At 71.8% G+C, this 15,964-nt stretch carries 13 protein-coding genes; 7 read left to right on the top strand and 6 right to left on the bottom strand.

Annotation, left to right across the window (positions count from 1 at the left end):
* Positions 1–153: 153 nt before the first annotated feature.
* The 6 genes from urtB (at position 154) to AC3WT4_RS13735 (ending at position 5,696) form a co-directional block, all read left to right on the top strand.
* Positions 154–1,038: an urea ABC transporter permease subunit UrtB gene (gene urtB, locus AC3WT4_RS13760; protein ID WP_492315694.1), complete on the top strand. Its 885-nt coding sequence runs from the start codon at positions 154–156 to the stop codon at positions 1,036–1,038.
* On the top strand, positions 1,035–2,258 hold the full coding sequence (urtC, locus tag AC3WT4_RS13755; RefSeq protein WP_108048895.1) for an urea ABC transporter permease subunit UrtC: 1,224 nt from the start codon (positions 1,035–1,037) through the stop codon (positions 2,256–2,258). The genes urtB and urtC overlap by 4 nt, the downstream gene beginning before the upstream one ends.
* Positions 2,255–3,214 (top strand): urea ABC transporter ATP-binding protein UrtD, encoded by a 960-nt coding sequence (gene urtD / locus AC3WT4_RS13750; protein WP_492315693.1) that lies wholly within the window; start codon positions 2,255–2,257, stop codon positions 3,212–3,214. Before urtC ends, urtD begins: the two co-directional genes overlap by 4 nt.
* Complete coding sequence (gene urtE / locus AC3WT4_RS13745) at positions 3,214–3,906, top strand: urea ABC transporter ATP-binding subunit UrtE (protein ID WP_074803966.1); 693 nt, start codon at positions 3,214–3,216, stop codon at positions 3,904–3,906. Before urtD ends, urtE begins: the two co-directional genes overlap by 1 nt.
* Positions 3,907–3,958: 52 nt before the next feature.
* A complete protein-coding gene (locus AC3WT4_RS13740) occupies positions 3,959–4,711 on the top strand; it encodes a GntR family transcriptional regulator (protein ID WP_492315692.1) in 753 nt (250 codons plus the stop codon).
* Positions 4,712–4,880: 169 nt separating this feature from the next.
* Entirely contained in the window at positions 4,881–5,696 is an 816-nt protein-coding gene (locus AC3WT4_RS13735; RefSeq protein ID WP_492315691.1) for a CPBP family intramembrane glutamic endopeptidase, read from the top strand.
* A gap of 262 nt (positions 5,697–5,958) precedes the next feature.
* On the opposite strand, the gene dnaB is transcribed toward AC3WT4_RS13735, so the two are convergent.
* Positions 5,959–9,447 carry a replicative DNA helicase gene (dnaB, locus tag AC3WT4_RS13730; protein ID WP_492315690.1) on the bottom strand — a complete coding sequence of 1,163 codons (3,489 nt, stop codon included), beginning with the start codon at positions 9,445–9,447 and terminating at the stop codon, positions 5,959–5,961.
* Between the two features lie 472 nt (positions 9,448–9,919).
* Here dnaB and AC3WT4_RS13725 point away from each other — a divergent pair, with 472 nt between their 5' ends.
* The gene (locus AC3WT4_RS13725; RefSeq protein WP_492315699.1) at positions 9,920–11,215 is read left to right on the top strand and encodes an MATE family efflux transporter; all 1,296 of its coding nucleotides are present in this window, start codon (positions 9,920–9,922) and stop codon (positions 11,213–11,215) included.
* Between the two features lie 83 nt (positions 11,216–11,298).
* Here AC3WT4_RS13725 and rplI read toward each other — a convergent pair whose 3' ends face one another.
* The 5 genes from rplI to AC3WT4_RS13700 all read right to left on the bottom strand — a co-directional run bounded on the left by rplI (position 11,299) and on the right by AC3WT4_RS13700 (position 15,660).
* Positions 11,299–11,745 (bottom strand): 50S ribosomal protein L9, encoded by a 447-nt coding sequence (gene rplI, locus AC3WT4_RS13720; RefSeq protein WP_047230914.1) that lies wholly within the window; start codon positions 11,743–11,745, stop codon positions 11,299–11,301.
* A 19-nt stretch (positions 11,746–11,764) separates the two neighbouring features.
* A complete protein-coding gene (rpsR, locus tag AC3WT4_RS13715; RefSeq protein ID WP_021481584.1) occupies positions 11,765–12,001 on the bottom strand; it encodes a 30S ribosomal protein S18 in 237 nt (78 codons plus the stop codon).
* A 101-nt stretch (positions 12,002–12,102) separates the two neighbouring features.
* A complete protein-coding gene (locus AC3WT4_RS13710) occupies positions 12,103–12,648 on the bottom strand; it encodes a single-stranded DNA-binding protein (RefSeq protein WP_021481583.1) in 546 nt (181 codons plus the stop codon).
* Positions 12,649–12,803: 155 nt separating this feature from the next.
* A complete protein-coding gene (gene rpsF, locus AC3WT4_RS13705) occupies positions 12,804–13,094 on the bottom strand; it encodes a 30S ribosomal protein S6 (RefSeq protein ID WP_009863694.1) in 291 nt (96 codons plus the stop codon).
* 154 nt (positions 13,095–13,248) lie between these two features.
* A complete protein-coding gene (locus AC3WT4_RS13700; protein WP_108048888.1) occupies positions 13,249–15,660 on the bottom strand; it encodes a penicillin-binding protein in 2,412 nt (803 codons plus the stop codon).
* Between the last annotated feature and the right edge of the window lie 304 nt (positions 15,661–15,964).

Raw genomic sequence — 15,964 nt, 5'->3', positions numbered from 1 at the left:
CCCCCCCCCCCCCCCCCCCCCCCCCCCCCCCCCCCCCCCCCCCCCCCCCCCCCCCCCCCCCCCCCCCCCCCCCCCGCTCCCCGCCTCTCCCGTCACGTCGCCGCACGCGGCACCCTGCCCCCTCGCACGCACCCACCGGAAGGCGTACCGCCCATGGACGTGCTGTTCTCGCAGCTCTTCGCGGGCCTGAGCCTCGGCTCGGTCCTGCTCCTCGCCGCCCTCGGGCTGGCGCTCACGTTCGGCCAGATGGGCGTCATCAACATGGCGCACGGCGAGTTCATGATGGCGGGCGCCTACACGGCGTTCGTCGTGCAGGGGGTCGTCGGGAACGCCGGCGTCTCGCTGCTCGTGTCGATCCCGCTCGGGTTCCTCGCCGGCGGGCTGCTCGGCCTGCTGCTCGAGGCGACGCTCATCCACCGGATGTACAGGCGGCCGCTCGACACCCTGCTCGTGACCTGGGGCGTCGCGCTCGTGCTCCAGCAGGTCGCGCGCGACGTGTTCGGCGCCCCCAACGTCGACGTGCGCGCCCCCGCCTGGCTGAGCGGCGCCGTCGACCTGTTCGGCCTCGCCGTCCCGAGGACGCGCGTGTTCATCCTGGCGCTCGCCGTCGTCGCGGTCGTCGCGCTGGCCGTCGTGCTCAAGGTGACGCCGCTCGGGCGGCGGATCCGCGCCGTCGTGCAGAACCGCGACCTCGCCGAGGCGAGCGGGGTCTCCACCCGCGCGACCGACCGCCTCACGTTCTTCGTCGGCTCGGGCCTCGCGGGGATCGCGGGCGTCGCGCTCACCCTGCTCGGGTCCGTCGGGCCCACGCTCGGGACGAGCTACGTCGTCGACGCGTTCCTCGTCGTCGTGGCCGGCGGCATCGGGCAGATCAAGGGCACGGTCGTCGCGGCGTTCGCGCTCGGGCTGCTCCAGGCGACCTTCGAGTACTCGACGACGGCGAGCATCGCCAAGGTGCTCGTGTTCGTCGTCATCGTCGTCTTCCTCCAGGTGCGACCCCAGGGCCTCGTGTCGGTCCGGACGAGGAGCCTCGCATGACCGCCGTCACGACAGAGAGCCCGTCGCGGCTCGCCGCCCTGTACCGCTCGTCGCGCGCCCGCGTGGTCGTCGGGTTCGCCGTCGCCGCGGTCCTGCTGTTCGCCGTCGCGCCCGCGACGCTGTCCACGTTCCGGCTCGGCCTGCTGGGAAAGTTCCTGTGCCTCGCCATGGTCGCCGTCGGCATCGGGCTCGCCTGGGGCCGCGGCGGGATGCTCACGCTCGGCCAGGGCGTGTTCTTCGGCCTCGGCGCCTACCTCATGGCGATGCACCTCAAGCTCGCGGACGCCGGGCCGGACGGCGTGCCGGACTTCATGATGCTCTACGGCTCGGGCGAGGTCCCGGGCTGGTGGGAGCCGTTCCGGTCGCCCGTCGTGACGATCCTCGCCATCGCGGTCGTGCCCGCGGGCCTCGCCGCGCTGCTCGGGTTCGCCGTCTTCACGCGACGCGTGCGGGGTGCGTACTTCGCGATCCTCTCGCAGGCGCTCGCCGCCGCCTTCGCGATCCTCCTCGTCGGCCAGCAGGCGACGACGGGCGGCACCAACGGCCTCAACGGGTTCCGCTCGTTCTTCGGGTACGACCTCGCCGACCCCGTGAACAAGCGGATGCTGTTCTTCCTCGCCGCCGGGGCCCTGCTGGTCATGGTCGCGGTCGCGCGCCAGCTCATGGTGTCGCGGTTCGGCGAGCTGCTCGTCGCCGTGCGCGACCAGGAGAACCGCGTGCGGTTCCTCGGCTACGACCCCGCGAAGGTCAAGGTCGTCGCGTACGCCGTCGCCGCCTTCATGGCGGCCGTGGGCGGTGCGCTGTTCGTGCCGATCGTCGGGATCGTCTCACCCGCCGACGTGGGGGTCGTGCCGTCGATCGGCTTCCTCATCGGGGTCGCGATCGGCGGACGGGCCACCCTGCTCGGGCCGGTCCTCGGGTCGGTCGCCGTGAGCTGGGCGCAGACGAGCCTGTCCGAGACGTTCCCGTCCGGCTGGATCTACGCGCAGGGCGCGCTGTTCATCCTCGTCGTCGCGTTCCTGCCCGGCGGCCTCGCCGAGCTGTTCACGCGATGGCGCCGGTCGCGCAGCACCCCCGTGCCCGACGACGGCCCCACCCCGCCAGGCGACGCCGCCTCGGAGGGCGGTCACCCGGGCGGTGGCACCACCGCGGGTGGCCCGGCCACCGCGGGGACGCACGCCGTCGACCACGACCCCGCGACCACCGGGAGGACCGCATGACCACCCGACCCACCGAACCCGCCGCGGACGCGGCGACCGCGGCGACCGACCGGGAGGCGCTCGGCGCCGCCGTCCTCGAGACCGGCGTCGCGGGCGACGGCCTCGACCTGGAGGCCGCGCAGGCCGTCCTCGGCGTCGACGACTCGCGCTTCCGCCACGACTACCTCCAGGTCCGGGGGCTGCGCGTCGAGTTCGACGGGTTCGTCGCCGTCCAGGGCGTCGACCTCACCGTCACCGCGGGCGACCTGCGCTTCCTCATCGGGCCCAACGGCGCGGGCAAGACGACGATCGTCGACGCGATCACCGGTCTCGCCACCGCGTCGGGCTCGGTGCAGTTCGGAGGCGTCGAGCTCCTCGGGAGGAGGACGCACCGCATCGCACGGGCGGGCGTCGGCCGCACGTTCCAGACCGCGAGCGTCTTCGAGGAGCTGAGCGTGCTGCAGAACCTCGACATCGCGGCCGGCGCCGGCCGCGGGCCGCTCACGCTGCTGCGCCGCCGGTCGTCGACACCCGCGGCCGTCGAGCAGGCGCTGGAGACCGTCGGGCTCGCCCACCTGCGCGACGTCCAGGCGGGGATCCTCGCGCACGGGCAGAAGCAGTGGCTCGAGATCGGCATGCTGCTCGTCCAGGACGCGCGGCTGCTGCTCCTCGACGAGCCCGTCGCCGGCATGAGCCAGGCCGAGCGCGAGCAGACCGGGGAGCTGCTGCGACGCATCGGCGCCCAGCGGACCGTCGTGGTCGTCGAGCACGACATGGAGTTCCTGCGGGCGTTCGCGTCCTCGGTGACCGTGCTGCACCTCGGGCAGGTGCTCGCCGAGGGCACGTACGCCGAGGTCCAGGCCGACCCGCGGGTGCAGGAGGTCTACCTCGGCAGCGCGGGCGCGACCCGCGGTGCCCGACGACGGGGCGCCGCGCCGGCGTCGTCGGCCCCGACCACCGACGAGAAGGAGGCGTGATGCTCGAGCTCACGGGCCTGCACGCCGGCTACGGCCGGACCATGGTGCTCCACGGCGTCGACCTCACCGTGCCCGCCGGCGGCGTCGCCGCCGTGCTCGGGCACAACGGCGCCGGCAAGACGACGCTCCTGCGCACCGCGCTCGGGCTGCTCAAGGCCCGGTCGGGGAGCGTCGTGCTCGACGGCGAGGACGTCACCCGCCTCCCGACCCACCAGCGCGTCCGGCGCGGTCTCGCGTACGTGCCGCAGGGGCAGCAGTCGTTCGGCGACCTCACGGCGCGGGAGAACCTCCAGCTCGTCGCCGACACGTCGCGCGAGGGGCCGCGCCGCCTCGACGAGGCGCTCGACCTCTTCCCCGCCCTGCGCGGGCTGCTCGGCCGGCGGGCCGGGCTCCTGTCCGGTGGGCAGCGCCAGCAGCTCGCCATCGCGCGCGCCCTCCTCACCGGCCCGCGCGTGCTCGTGCTCGACGAGCCCACCGAGGGCATCCAGCCGTCCGTCGTCACGGAGATCGAGGACGCGATCCTCGCGCTCACCGACGCGGGCGGGCTGTCCGTGCTGCTCGTCGAGCAGCACGTCGGGTTCGCGCTCGGCGCGGCACGCGACTACGTCGTGCTGCAGTCCGGGCGCGTGACGAGCCGCGGCGCCGGCGGCGAGGCCGCCGAGCACCGCGTGCGCGCCGCGATGGCGGTGTAGGCACCGTGCTCGCGGGGCGGGCGGTGGCCACCGGCGACCGACGAGACGGCGCGTGGGGACGGTGAGAGGACGGACCGGCGCCCGGCCCGACGACCCGGGCGCCCGCACGGACGTCGTCACCGCGTCGGAACGGGCCACCACCTCGCTGCGCGACGCCGTGTACGCACGCCTGCGGGGCGAGATCCTCGACGGGCGCGTCGACCCCCGCGAACGGCTCACCGAGCCCAAGCTCGGCCGACGGTTCGGCGTGTCGCGCACCCCCGTGCGCGAGGCGCTGTCCCGCCTGCTGTCCGACGGCCTCGTCGAGCGCACCGACTTCGGGTACGCCGTCGTCGTGCCGAGCCTGGCCGCGCTGCGCGACCTCGACGAGCTGCGCGCGACCCTCGAGCTCCGAGGGCTCGACCGCGTCATCGAGAACCCGGGGCTGCGCCACGACACGGACGTGCTGCGCGCCGAGCTCGCGCGGTGGGTCGAGCTCCGTGCCGCCCCTCCCCGACCGGACCCCGGCTTCGTGCTGCTCGACGAGCGCTTCCACACGGCGCTGTCGCGCGCGGCCGGGAACGAGCGGATCACCGAGGCGCTCGTGGAGGTCAACGAGAAGGTGCGTGCCGTGCGCCGGTACGACTTCGTCGAGGACGCGCGCGTCCGCAGCGCCGTCGACGAGCACGTCCGGATCCTCGAGCTCGTGCTCGCCGACCGGCTCCCCGAGGCGCGCACCGCCCTCCACCACCACGTCGGCGCGTCGCTCGCCGTCGCCACGGAGCGCGCCGCCCAGGCCCTCGCGCGCATGGCGGTCGCGGGCTGACGGCGGACGACGACCCGCCGTCCCGACCGCACCGCGGCCGCAGCAGCGACCGGACGGCCGCGCCCACCGTCGACGACGTGCGGCTGCCGTCCGGGTCGCTCGCACCGACGTCGTTCCGCGCCCCTGGACGAGCAGCGGTCCCCCGCAGTTCCGGCCCTATCGTTGCGGGGTGACGGACGCACGGATCGCTCGCCAGTTCGTGACGCTCACGTTCCTCATCGCCTACGGGCTCTCCGGCGGTCTGATCGTGGCGGCCCGCTCCGGCTACGAGGTGAACAACGTCGTCACCACGGTTCCCGAGCTCCTGGCGAACGTGCCGTTCGCGCTCTACATCCTCTCGCCCGCGATCGCCTCCTACGTCGTCCTGCGAGCGAACCGCAGGGTCTCAGGCCTCCGGGAGTGGCTGCGCCTCGTCTTCGCCATCCGTGGCCGTCCCGCGGGGTACCTGCTCGCCCTCTCCGCGCTCGCGCTGTACTTCACGCTCCACCTGCTGGTCTCCGGACCGTCCGCGCACGCGCTCCCGTGGTTCATGTTCTTCCTGTCGTTGCCGGGCAACCTCGTCATCGGCGGCATGGAGGAGGCCGGCTGGATGACCGCGCTGCAACCCGGGCTCGATCGGCGGTGGGGGTTCGTCCCGTCCTCGCTGGTGGTCGGGATCATCTGGCTCCTCTGGCACGTGCCGCTCTTCTTCATCCCCGGCACGAACCACGAGTCCGGTCAGATCGACTTCTGGATGTTCGCGGTCCAGATCATGGCGTTCCGCCTCCTCTACGGCGCGATCTTCCGGGTCGCGGGCACGAACGGGGTGCTCCTGTGCATCCTCACCCACACGGTGTTCAACGCCGCCAGCTTCACCCTCGGCATCCCGCCGACGACCTGGGCGGGCACCCTCGCCGCCAACGCGGGGGTGGTGATCCTTGCCCTCGTCTCGGTGATGCTCTCCCAGCGGCCTCAGGCGACTCGTCGATGGCGCGTCGAGCCCTGAGCAGCATGGTGGAAAGGCAGCCTGGCGAAGGCACGCCACGGCCGCGGATCGCCGATCTCTCTCTCACCACGGGCTAGAGCCCGCAGGTTGCGTCGAGAGGCGCCCTCGTTGTCGGTGGCTCCCGGCTGTGTTCTACCGAACGCGGCGGAGCGGTGTTGCGACGAGCTCCAGGCATCTCGACACCCGAGAGCATCGGAGCGGCGTGGGGTGTACTCCACGCAGGATCGATCAGAGTGGCCGACATCTCGGCAACAACACGTCACTACATCTGCATGTCGGCGAAGCGCTGGTAGTGGCCCTGGAACGCGACGGTGATCGTGTCGGTGGGACCGTTACGGTGCTTGGCGACGATGAGATCCGCCTCGCCCGCGCGTGGCGACTCCTTCTCGTAGGCGTCCTCGCGGTGGAGCAGGATCACGACGTCGGCGTCCTGCTCGATGCTGTTGTGTGCCGCGATGCCGTTCGCGACGAAGTTGTGCCCGTCGAGGACCGTGGCGTCGTAGACCTGCTTCTCCCCCATCGGCTCGATCGAGACGACCTCGTCCCACAGGAGGTCGTTGACGGCCATGATCTCCAGTTCCTCGCTCTCGAGCACAGCCGCGATCTTGCCGAGGCGGTGCCGGGAGAGCCCGTTCCGCCACAGCGCGTCGTCCGACCCCGCGGTCCCCTTCCCGACGCTCAGCCGCGGGATAGCCGTCGGCCCTTCCTCCACGAGCAGATCCCGCACGACGTCCCACACGTGCTGTGGTCCGGTGTCGACGTGCGACGCCGAGCGCTTGGAACGGACGATCGCCAAGAGCTCAGCGGCGTTCTCGCTCTGGGATCCTTCGAGCCCGATCTCCTGCAGGAAGCGACGCTGGTCGTCGCGCTCGGCGATGTCGAGTGCGAAGGACCCGTCGAGACCCGGTCGTACGTTCGTCGAGATTCCGAAGCGGAGCAGGAGCCGTGCGACGCCGTCGACGACCGCGCGAGAGGCGGAGGAGAAGCGGATGCGGCCTCCGCTCCCGTCCGCGCTGATGCCCACGTCGGCGCTTGTCGACCACAGGTGCTTGACGAACAGAGCGATCTGCCGCTTCGGCAGGTGGAAGACGCTTGTGGGGACGAAGGCCTCGCTCGTGTGCGCGGCGCGAAGCCCGAGGTCGTCCAGCCACGCGGCAGACGCCGACTGTGCCGCGCCCGTCGCCGTCATGTGCTCGGTGCGGGCAGCTCGCGAAGGACCGTTCCCGAGGAGGTGCGCAAGCATGACGACCTTGCGGTCGTCCCACTCCAGGTTCCGCTCCGGCCCCGGTACGTGGCGCGGTACACCGATGCGCGAGCCCACCTCCAGGTCCCCGAGCGCCGTCCAGCCGTCGTAGGTGAGGAACGGGTGGTTCGCCGTCGCCTCGATCTCCTTGCCCGACGCGAGGCGCATCCTGAACACCGGCTTCACCCCGGTGGGGAACACGTGGGTGAGGTGACGGCGCACGTACTGGAGCCGGTCGTTGAGCGCCCACACGGGGACGTCCTTGGCGTTGAGCGCGAACAGCTCACCGAGGCTGGTCTCCGCGCCGGTGTCCGCGCGCAGGATCTTCGTGTCCTCGGTGAGGCAGCCCGACTCACGCAGGTCGCTCATCTGCGGCTTCTTGTCGCCACGCTGCTCCGGACCACGGTTCAGCTGCGAGATCGCGATGACAGGAACCTCGAGCTCCTTCGCGAGCAGCTTGAGCGCACGCGAGAACTCCGAGACCTCCTGCTGGCGCGACTCGACGCGCTTGCCGGAGCTCATGAGCTGGAGGTAGTCGATGACGACGAGCTTGAGGTCGTGCCGCTGCTTGAGCCGACGGCACTTGGCCCGGATCTCCATGAGCGACATGTTCGGCGAGTCGTCGATGAACAGCGGCGCCTCGGCGACCTTGCCCATCGTGGAGGCGAGCTTCTGCCAGTCCTGCTCGTCCATCTTCCCGGAGCGCATCCGCGTGAGCGGCACCTTCGCCTCGGCGGCGAGCAGACGCATCGTGATCTCGTTGCGGCTCATCTCCAGGGAGAAGATGACGGCCGCCATCTGGTGGTGCACCGCGGCGTGCGTCGCGACGTTGATGCCGAGGACGGAATTGTGCGTCGGCACCATCGACCGTCCCGCGAGGTACAGGTGCGACGGGTGGTCCACCTCGACGCAGCGCACCGGGACCGGGTCGACGCGTCGGACGTCGACCACGAACCGCGAGGTGAGCCGCGCCGTCCCAGGGCGACGGCGCTCCTTGTGGACGAGCCGCTTGCGCTCCAGCCAGAAGACGTCGTCCTCGGTCGTGAAGGTGATCGTGTACGCCGTGGACGAGGACTCGGTCCGACCCTGGACGGCCTTCGTCGACCACCCCGTGCGGTATCCCAGGGACAGGGCCAGCTCTCGCGTCTGCAGCGCGAGGCGCTCGCTCGTCAGCGAGATCTGGACGCTTCCCTGCGGCGTGACCGTCCCGTCGGTGTCGAGCAGACCCGCGAGAAGCTCGCGTCGCTGCGCCTCGCTCGCGCGCAGGTAGGCAACGGGGATCGCGTCGGCCGTTGGCAGGCCGAGCGCGAGCAGGTCGTCCACGCTCGGCTGTGCGACGTAGCCGAGCCCTTCGATCCGCATCGCGATCTCCGGGTCGGCGGACGTGAACTCGGCGCGCCGAGAGCTGCCGTCTCCCAGCCAGACCCCGAGCACGTACGGGTGGATCGGGAGGTCGGCCTCGGGAAGGTCCAGGGGTGCCGTCGTAGCGATCGAGTGGTTCGCACGGTTGTCCGCCGTGACACAACGGACCGTGGCCGCGAGCTCCTCGGTCGTGCGGACGGACGACTCGGGCGTCTCGCCGGCGCGCACCGCGCGTCGCTGGGCACGGGTCGAGGTCACCCACTGGTGCTGCGCGTCCGCGACGATCACGGTGCCGTCGTCGAGCTCGACCTCGTAGCAGGGGCGGTCGACCATGACCTCGGTCGCGGCGACGACGCGTGTGGGCGTCCCGTCCGCGGAGACCAGCAGGTCACCGACCGCGACCTCGCCCATCGTCGTCCAGCCCGACGGCGTGGGCAGCGGCGTGTCGAGCGCGAGCGCCTTGCCGATGGCCGGACGCGCCGCGACGACGATCATCTGGCCGGGGTGCAGGCCGTTGGTGAGCCGGTCGAAGTCCGAGTAGCCGGTGGGGACGCCGGTCATGCCCTCGCCGCGCCCCTGCGCGGCCTCGATCTCGTCGAACGTCGGACCGAGGATCTCCGAGAGCGGAAGGTAGTCCTCGGTCGTGCGCCGCTCGGTGACGGCGTAGACCTCGGCCTGGGCGTTGTTGACGATCTCGTCGACGTCGCCGCCGTCGGTCGCGTAGCCGAGCTGCACGATGCGCGTGCCCGCCTCGACGAGGCGACGCAGGACGGCACGCTCGCGGACGATGCGCGCGTAGTACCCGGCGTTGGCGGCGGTCGGCACGCCGGCCATGAGGTCGTGGATGTAGGGCGCGCCGCCGATGCGCTGGAGCTCGCCGCGCTTGGTCAGCTCCGCGACGACAGTGATGGCGTCGGCGGGCTCGCCGCGACCGTAGAGGTCGATGATCGACTCGTAGACGATCTCGTGCGCCGGTCGGTAGAAGTCGGAGCCGCGGATCTGCTCGATGACGTCCGCGATGGCGTCCTTCGACAGCAGCATGCCGCCGAGCACGCTCATCTCGGCGGCGACGTCCTGGGGCGGCGTCCGGTCGAACCCCGACGGCCCCGGTCCCCCGTAGCTCTCCTCGAGCTCCTCGATCGACATGCGCCCCTCGCTCCCCCGGGACTGGAACGGCCCTTGCGGGACCGCACGACCGGGACCACTCTTCGTCGTACACGTGTTCTACCGCGGGCCACCCACACGACTGTCCCGGTGGCCGCGCCCCCCGCCTCCGACAGGCACGACCCCGCGACACTAGATCGCCACCGGACGCCCTGCAAACGGCCCTGTGCACGCCCGGTGGACAGGGACCCCCGTTCCTGTGGACACAGTCCCTCACACTGTGCACACCCGGTGGAAAACGGTGTGGACAACCTCACGATCTTGCTGTGTACATCGCTGCGAGCGGCCTCTGACCAGCCTCATCACTACCCTCAGGGGTGTGGAAGAAAGAAAGTCGGGCGACACGCCGACGACACGCCGGACACCGTCCGGTCGACCCGACGACACCGCAGCGCCACCCGGCGTCGGTGCGTCGTCCACAGGTCGCCGCGCCCGGTCCCGGCTCGACCACGAGATCCTCGCCCTCGCCGTCCCTGCGCTCGGCGCGCTCGTGGCCGAGCCGCTGTTCGTGCTCGTCGACAGCGCCGTCGTCGGCCACCTCGGCACCGCACAGCTCGCGGGCTTGTCCCTCGCGTCGACCCTCCTCGTGACCCTCGTCGGCCTGTGCGTCTTCCTCGCCTACGCGACCACGGCCGCCGTCGCGCGCCGCATCGGCGCGGGCCACACGCGGGAGGCGCTCCAGTCCGGCATCGACGGCCTCTGGCTCGCCGTCGGGCTGGGCGCGCTCCTCGCGGCCGTCCTGTGGACGACGGCGCCGTGGGCCGTCGGCGCGATGGGCGGTACGGGCGAGGTCGCCGAGCACGCCGTCGTCTACCTCCGCTGGTCCGCGCTCGGGCTCCCCGGGATGCTCCTCGTCCTCGCGTCCACCGGCGTGCTGCGCGGCATGCAGGACACCCGGACGCCCCTGTGGGTCGCCGCGGGCGGCGCGACGTTCAACGCGGTCCTCAACGTCGTCCTCGTCTACGGGGCAGGGCTCGGGATCGCGGGGTCCGGGATCGGCACGGCCGTCGCCCAGCTCACCATGGGCGCGGTGCTCGTCGTGGTCGTCGTGCGCGGCGCCCGGCGGCACGGTGCGTCGCTGCGGCCCGCCGCGGGCGGGATCTGGGCCAACGCGCGCGCCGGGGCGCCCCTCTTCGTCCGCACGCTGTCGCTCCGCCTCGCGATCCTCCTCACCGTGTTCGTCGCGACCGGGCTCGGGGAGGTCACGCTCGCGGGGTACCAGGTCGTGAACTCCGTCTGGGGGCTCGCGGCCTTCGCGCTCGACGCGCTCGCCATCGCCGCGCAGGCGCTCGTCGGGCACGGGCTGGGGGCCGACGACGTCCCGCGCGTCCGCGCCGTCCTGCGCCGCACCCTCCAGTGGGGCGTCGCCGCCGGGGCCGGGCTCGGCGTCGTCATGGCCGCGGGCGGCTGGTGGTTCGCGCTCCTCTTCACGTCCGACCCCGACGTGCGCACCGCCGTCGCCGTCGGCATGGCGGTGTGCGGCGCCCTCCTGCCGATGGCGGGCTGGGTCTTCGTCCTCGACGGCGTCCTCATCGGCGCCGGGGACGGCCGCTTCCTCGCCTGGGCGGGCATGCTCACGCTCGTCGTCTACGCGCCGTTCGCGCTCGCCGTCCGGCACTGGGCGCCCGACGGCGCAGCAGGCCTCGCGTGGCTGTGGCTCGCCTTCGCGGGGGTCTTCATGGCGGCACGCGCCCTCACCACCGGGCTCCGGGCGCGCGGGAGCGCCTGGATGGTCACCGGTGCCGCCTGAGCCGTCGAGACCCCGGCCGGACGCGACGAAGGCCCGGCCCCTCCGAGGAGGGGCCGGACCTTCGCGGACTGCTCAGCAGCAGATCAGGCAGCGACGACCTTCACCGCGAGGGTCGCGGAGACCTCCGGGTGGAGGCGGACGGAGACCGTGTAGTCCCCCGTCGCCTTGATCGGCTGACCGATCTCGATCTTGCGCTTGTCGACCGACGCACCGGCGGCCGTCACGGCGGACGCGATGTCCGCCGTCGTGACGGCGCCGAAGAGGCGACCGGCAGCGCCGGCCTTCGCCTCGACGACGACCGGCTTCGACTGCAGCGAGTCGCGGATCGCCTTCGCGTCGTCGAGCGACGCGATCTCGCGGGCCTTGCGCGCCTTGCGGATCGCAGTCACCTGCGACTCGGCGCCCTTGGACCACGGCGTGGCGAGCTTGCGCGGGACGAGGAAGTTACGGGCGTACCCGTCCTTCACCTCGACGACGTCGCCGGGCTCACCGAGACCGGTGACCTCGTGGGTCAGGATCAACTTGGCCATGAGTTCTCTCCCTTCCCGCTCAGCGAGCCGTCGACGTGTACGGCAGCAGCGCCATCTCGCGCGCGTTCTTCACCGCACGGGCGATCTGGCGCTGCTCCTGGACGGAGACGCCGGTCACGCGACGCGCGCGGATCTTGCCGCGGTCGGAGATGAACTTGCGCAGCAGCGCCGTGTCCTTGTAGTCGACCGACTCGATCTTGGCCGACTTCAGCGGGTTGGACTTCTTCTTGGGCTTGCGCACCACAGGCTTCGCCATGGTGTTGCTCCTCTACAAGGTGCGATCCCCGCGCGCGGACCGCGCCGACGAGCGGCGCAGTACCCGCGGGGACGGGTGTGTGTTCTGGGAGTGGCGGACGATCAGAACGGGGGCTCGTCGGAGAACGAACCACCGGACGACGCGGGACCAGCCGTGGCCCACGGGTCGTCGCTCTGCTGCTGACCGCCGCCGGAGCTGAATCCGCCGCCGGAGGCGCCACCGGAGTTGGCGCCACCTCCGTAGCCGCCACCGCCGCCGAAGCCGCCGCCACCGCCACCCGAGCGCTGGGCGCGGGTGACCTTCGCGGAGGCGTAGCGCAGGGAAGGACCGATCTCGTCCACCTGCAGCTCGACGACGGTGCGCTTCTCCCCCTCGCGGGTCTCGTACGAGCGCTGGACGAGGCGGCCCTGCACGATGACGCGCATGCCCTTCGTCAGCGACTCCGCGACGTTCTCCGCGGCCTCGCGCCAGATCGAGCAGCGCATGAACAGGGTGTCCCCGTCCTTCCACTCGTTCGACTGGCGGTCGAAGGTCCGCGGCGTGGACGCCACCGTGAAGTTGGCCACCGCCGCACCCGAGGGGGTGAAACGCAGCTCCGGGTCTCCCGTGAGGTTCCCGATCACCGTGATGACGGTGTCACCTGCCATGGCCAGCTCCTTCGTGTGTCGTCTGTGTCGTCGACGGCGCCGCGCGCCTCGCTCGTAACGTTCTCGCGTCGCTCATCCCACCACGCGGCGCCCACACGCGCTACGGCGTGCAGCTTCCCGGTGCGGGAGGGTCGAACGGGGGGACGCGGGGAGGATCAGCGAGCGTCCGTGCGCAGGATCTTGGTCCGCAGGACGACCTCGTTGAGGCCGAGCTGACGGTCCAGCTCCTTGGCGGTGTCGGACGTCGACGTGAAGTCGACGACCGCGTAGATGCCCTCGGACTTCTTGTTGATGTCGTACGCCAGGCGGCGACGACCCCAGATGTCCACCTTGTCGACGGAGCCGCCGTCGGTCTTGATGACCGACAGGTACTTGTCGAGCGACGGGGCGACGGTGCGCTCCTCGATCTCGGGGTCGAGGATGATCATCAGTTCGTACTGACGCATGCGGATAACCCACCTCCTCTGGTCTTCGCGGTCACGGTCTCTCCGTGACAGGAGGGTTCATGCCTACGTGCTGCTGCCGTCCGACGGGCGGACGGCAGCTCCCCAGGGTACCCGCTCGGCGCGGGCGCCCGGAAATCTGCGGCCGACCGGCGGGTCAGCCTCTGCCCGGGATGATGCCGCCGGCGTTGCCGCCACCCCCGCCGGGGTTGCCTCCGCCACCCGGGTTGCCGGTCTCCGTGGGCGACGGGTCCGGGTCCTCCGGGTCGGGCGTCTCGGGCGGCGGCTGCTGGCCCGGGTCGGTGCCCTTGGAGACGACGAGCGCGATGGTGGAGCCCGGCGGGACCTGGTCCATCGAGGACTGGCTGATGACGTACCCCCGGGGCTGCTGGTCGGAGAACTCCTCGGTGATTCGCACCTTGAGCCCGGCACCCTCGATCTGGGCCCGCGCGGCACGCGCCTCCATGCCGACGACGGACGGCACGGCCACGTTCTCCGGCTGCTGCGGCTCCTCCGTCTCCTCCGGCGTCGGCTCCTCGGACGGGGTCTCCGTCGGGGTCTCGGTCGGCGTCTCCGTCGGCTTCGGCTTGGGCGGGGTGTAGTCCGGGAACTCCCCCGCGGGCAGGTTCGCCGCAGCGGTCTGCATGTACGACGTCCAGGCCTCGACCGGCCACGAGCCACCGGTGATCTCGCTGTTGACCCACTTGCCGAACGGCGTGATCTGCTCCTGCTCGCCGTTGGGGCCGGACTGGTAGAGACCCACGACCGTCGCGAGACCGGGGGTGAAGCCGGCGAACCACGCGGACTTGTTGTCCGTCGACGTGCCCGTCTTGCCGGCGGCGGGACGACCGATCGCCTGCGCGGGCTTGCCCGACCCCGTCTCGACGACCTGGGAGAGCGCGTAGGTCGCCCCTGCCATCACCTCGGGGTCGAACTCCTGCGTCCGCTTGTCGGCCCCCGGCGCCTGGTAGACGAGGTTGCCGCGGGAGTCGGTCACGGAGGCCACGATGTGCGGCGTCGACCGCAGCCCCTGGGCCGCGATGGTCGCGTACGCGTTGGTCAGCTCGAGCGGCGTCACCGTCGCGTCACCGAGCACGTTCGCCAGGTTCGACCCGACGTCGGCCTTGATGCCCAGGCGAGCCGCGACGTCCGCGGTCTTCTCCGGCCCGACCTCGAGGTTGAGCTCGGCGTAGGCGGTGTTCACCGACTGCGCGGTCGCCTCGGTGAGGTCGACGTTCCCCCAGTCGTGGTCGCTGAAGTTGCGGACCTTCCAGTCTTCGCCGTTGTTGGCGCCGGGGAAGGTCTTGGGCGAGTTGCCGTCGAAGCGCTCGTCGAGCGTGTGCCCGTTCTCCAGGCCCGCGATGAGCGTGAACGGCTTGAACGTCGAGCCGCCCTGCGCCGCGCCTCGGGTCGCGTTGTTGTACTGGTTCTCGAGGAAGTTCTTGCCGCCGTAGAGGGCGCGGACCGAGCCGTCGTTCGGGTCGACCGAGACGATGGCGGCACGGAGGTTCGGGGAGACCGGGTTCTCGTCGCGACCCTCCTGGGGGAGCGAGTCCGCCGTCGCGACGGCGGCCTGCTGCATGGCCGCGTCGATCGTCGTCGTGACCTTGTAGCCCTTGCTCGTCAGGGCGTCCTCGCTGATGCCGATCCCCTCGCCGGCCAGCTCCTGCTCGACCATCGCGAGGAGGTAGCCCGTGGGGCCGTCGTACTTCTGGGACTTGACGTACTCGACCGCCTCGGGGAAGCCCGCGTCCACCGCCGCCTGGCGCTCGGCGGCGGTGATGTGGCCGTCCTCCTCCATGTTCCGCAGCGTCCGCTGCCACCGCTCCTCGGCCTGGGCGTGGTTGACGGCCGGGTCCCAGTTGGTCGGGCTGGGGATGATGCCGGCGATCATCGCCGCCTGCGACACGGTGAGGTCGGCGGCGTTCACGCCGTAGTACTTCTGCGCGGCCGCCTGGATGCCGTAGGCGCCACGACCGAAGTAGATGGTGTTGAGGTAGTTGCCGAGGATCTCGGCCTTGTCCTGCTCCTGGGTGATCTTCACGGCGAGGATCGCCTCGCGCGCCTTGCCCGCGTAGTCGGTCACGGTGTTGGTGTAGTACCGCTCGACGTACTGCTGCGTCAGCGTGGACGCGCCCTGACGGCCGCCACCCTTGATGTTGTTGTAGAAGGCGCGCGCGATGCCCTTGACGTCGACGCCGGAGTTCGTCCAGAACGTGCGGTCCTCGGACGCGACGACCGCGTTGCCGACGTACGGCGGCAGCGTCGCGTAGTCGACGATCTCGCGGTCCTCGACCGCGTACTTGCCCATCTCCGTGGTGCCGTCGCCCCAGTAGACGGTCGACGTCTGGGCGCCCACGCTGGGCAGCTTCGTCGGGACCTCGGTCGTGAACCACGCCGCGACGCCGACGCCCGCGACGAGCGCGATGCCCGTCAGCATGGTCCCGACGACCACGCGCCACGACGGCAGCCAGCGACGGACGCCCTTGACGTGCGAGCGTGGGTAGTTGAAGAACCGACGGCGCCCGCGCGGGGTCGTCCGTCCGTTCGTCCTCGTGGATCGCGCCACGGTCTACCTTCCTCTGGGGGGCATCGAGGAGCCGGCTCGCGTCGACCGCGGGCCTGCCCGTGGGCCGCCGTGCGGGGACCACCTGACCGACGGGACGGGCCCGCCTCGGGGGCGGGCCGCCGTCGGGCACGAGGTCGGCGCACGCCGGACCACCCTGAACAATAGGGCGTCACCCTGTCCCGACAAGGGTTCAGCGCACCGTGAGCGGGATCGTCCGCCATTGATTCGCCCGGGCGTCCCGCCGCCTCCGCGGGTTCTTCACATGCCCGGCGACGCGTGTCACAGTCCGGTCAGGATTGCACGA

It is taken from the genome of Cellulosimicrobium sp. EB106-03-01-XG111 (assembly GCF_058792115.1).
Note: the sequence above shows the minus strand (reverse complement) of the source record. Positions and strands in the feature narration are given on the sequence as shown.

Bases quoted from the DNA above. Each gene is read 5' to 3' on its own strand.
- urtB (WP_492315694.1), top strand. From the start codon at position 154: ATGGACGTGCTGTTCTCGCAGCTCTTCGCGGGCCTGAGCCTCGGCTCG.
- urtC (WP_108048895.1), top strand. From the start codon at position 1,035: ATGACCGCCGTCACGACAGAGAGCCCGTCGCGGCTCGCCGCCCTGTAC.
- urtD (WP_492315693.1), top strand. From the start codon at position 2,255: ATGACCACCCGACCCACCGAACCCGCCGCGGACGCGGCGACCGCGGCG.
- urtE (WP_074803966.1), top strand. From the start codon at position 3,214: ATGCTCGAGCTCACGGGCCTGCACGCCGGCTACGGCCGGACCATGGTG.
- dnaB (WP_492315690.1), bottom strand. From the start codon at position 9,447: ATGTCGATCGAGGAGCTCGAGGAGAGCTACGGGGGACCGGGGCCGTCG.
- rplI (WP_047230914.1), bottom strand. From the start codon at position 11,745: ATGGCCAAGTTGATCCTGACCCACGAGGTCACCGGTCTCGGTGAGCCC.
- rpsR (WP_021481584.1), bottom strand. From the start codon at position 12,001: ATGGCGAAGCCTGTGGTGCGCAAGCCCAAGAAGAAGTCCAACCCGCTG.
- AC3WT4_RS13710 (WP_021481583.1), bottom strand. From the start codon at position 12,648: ATGGCAGGTGACACCGTCATCACGGTGATCGGGAACCTCACGGGAGAC.
- rpsF (WP_009863694.1), bottom strand. From the start codon at position 13,094: ATGCGTCAGTACGAACTGATGATCATCCTCGACCCCGAGATCGAGGAG.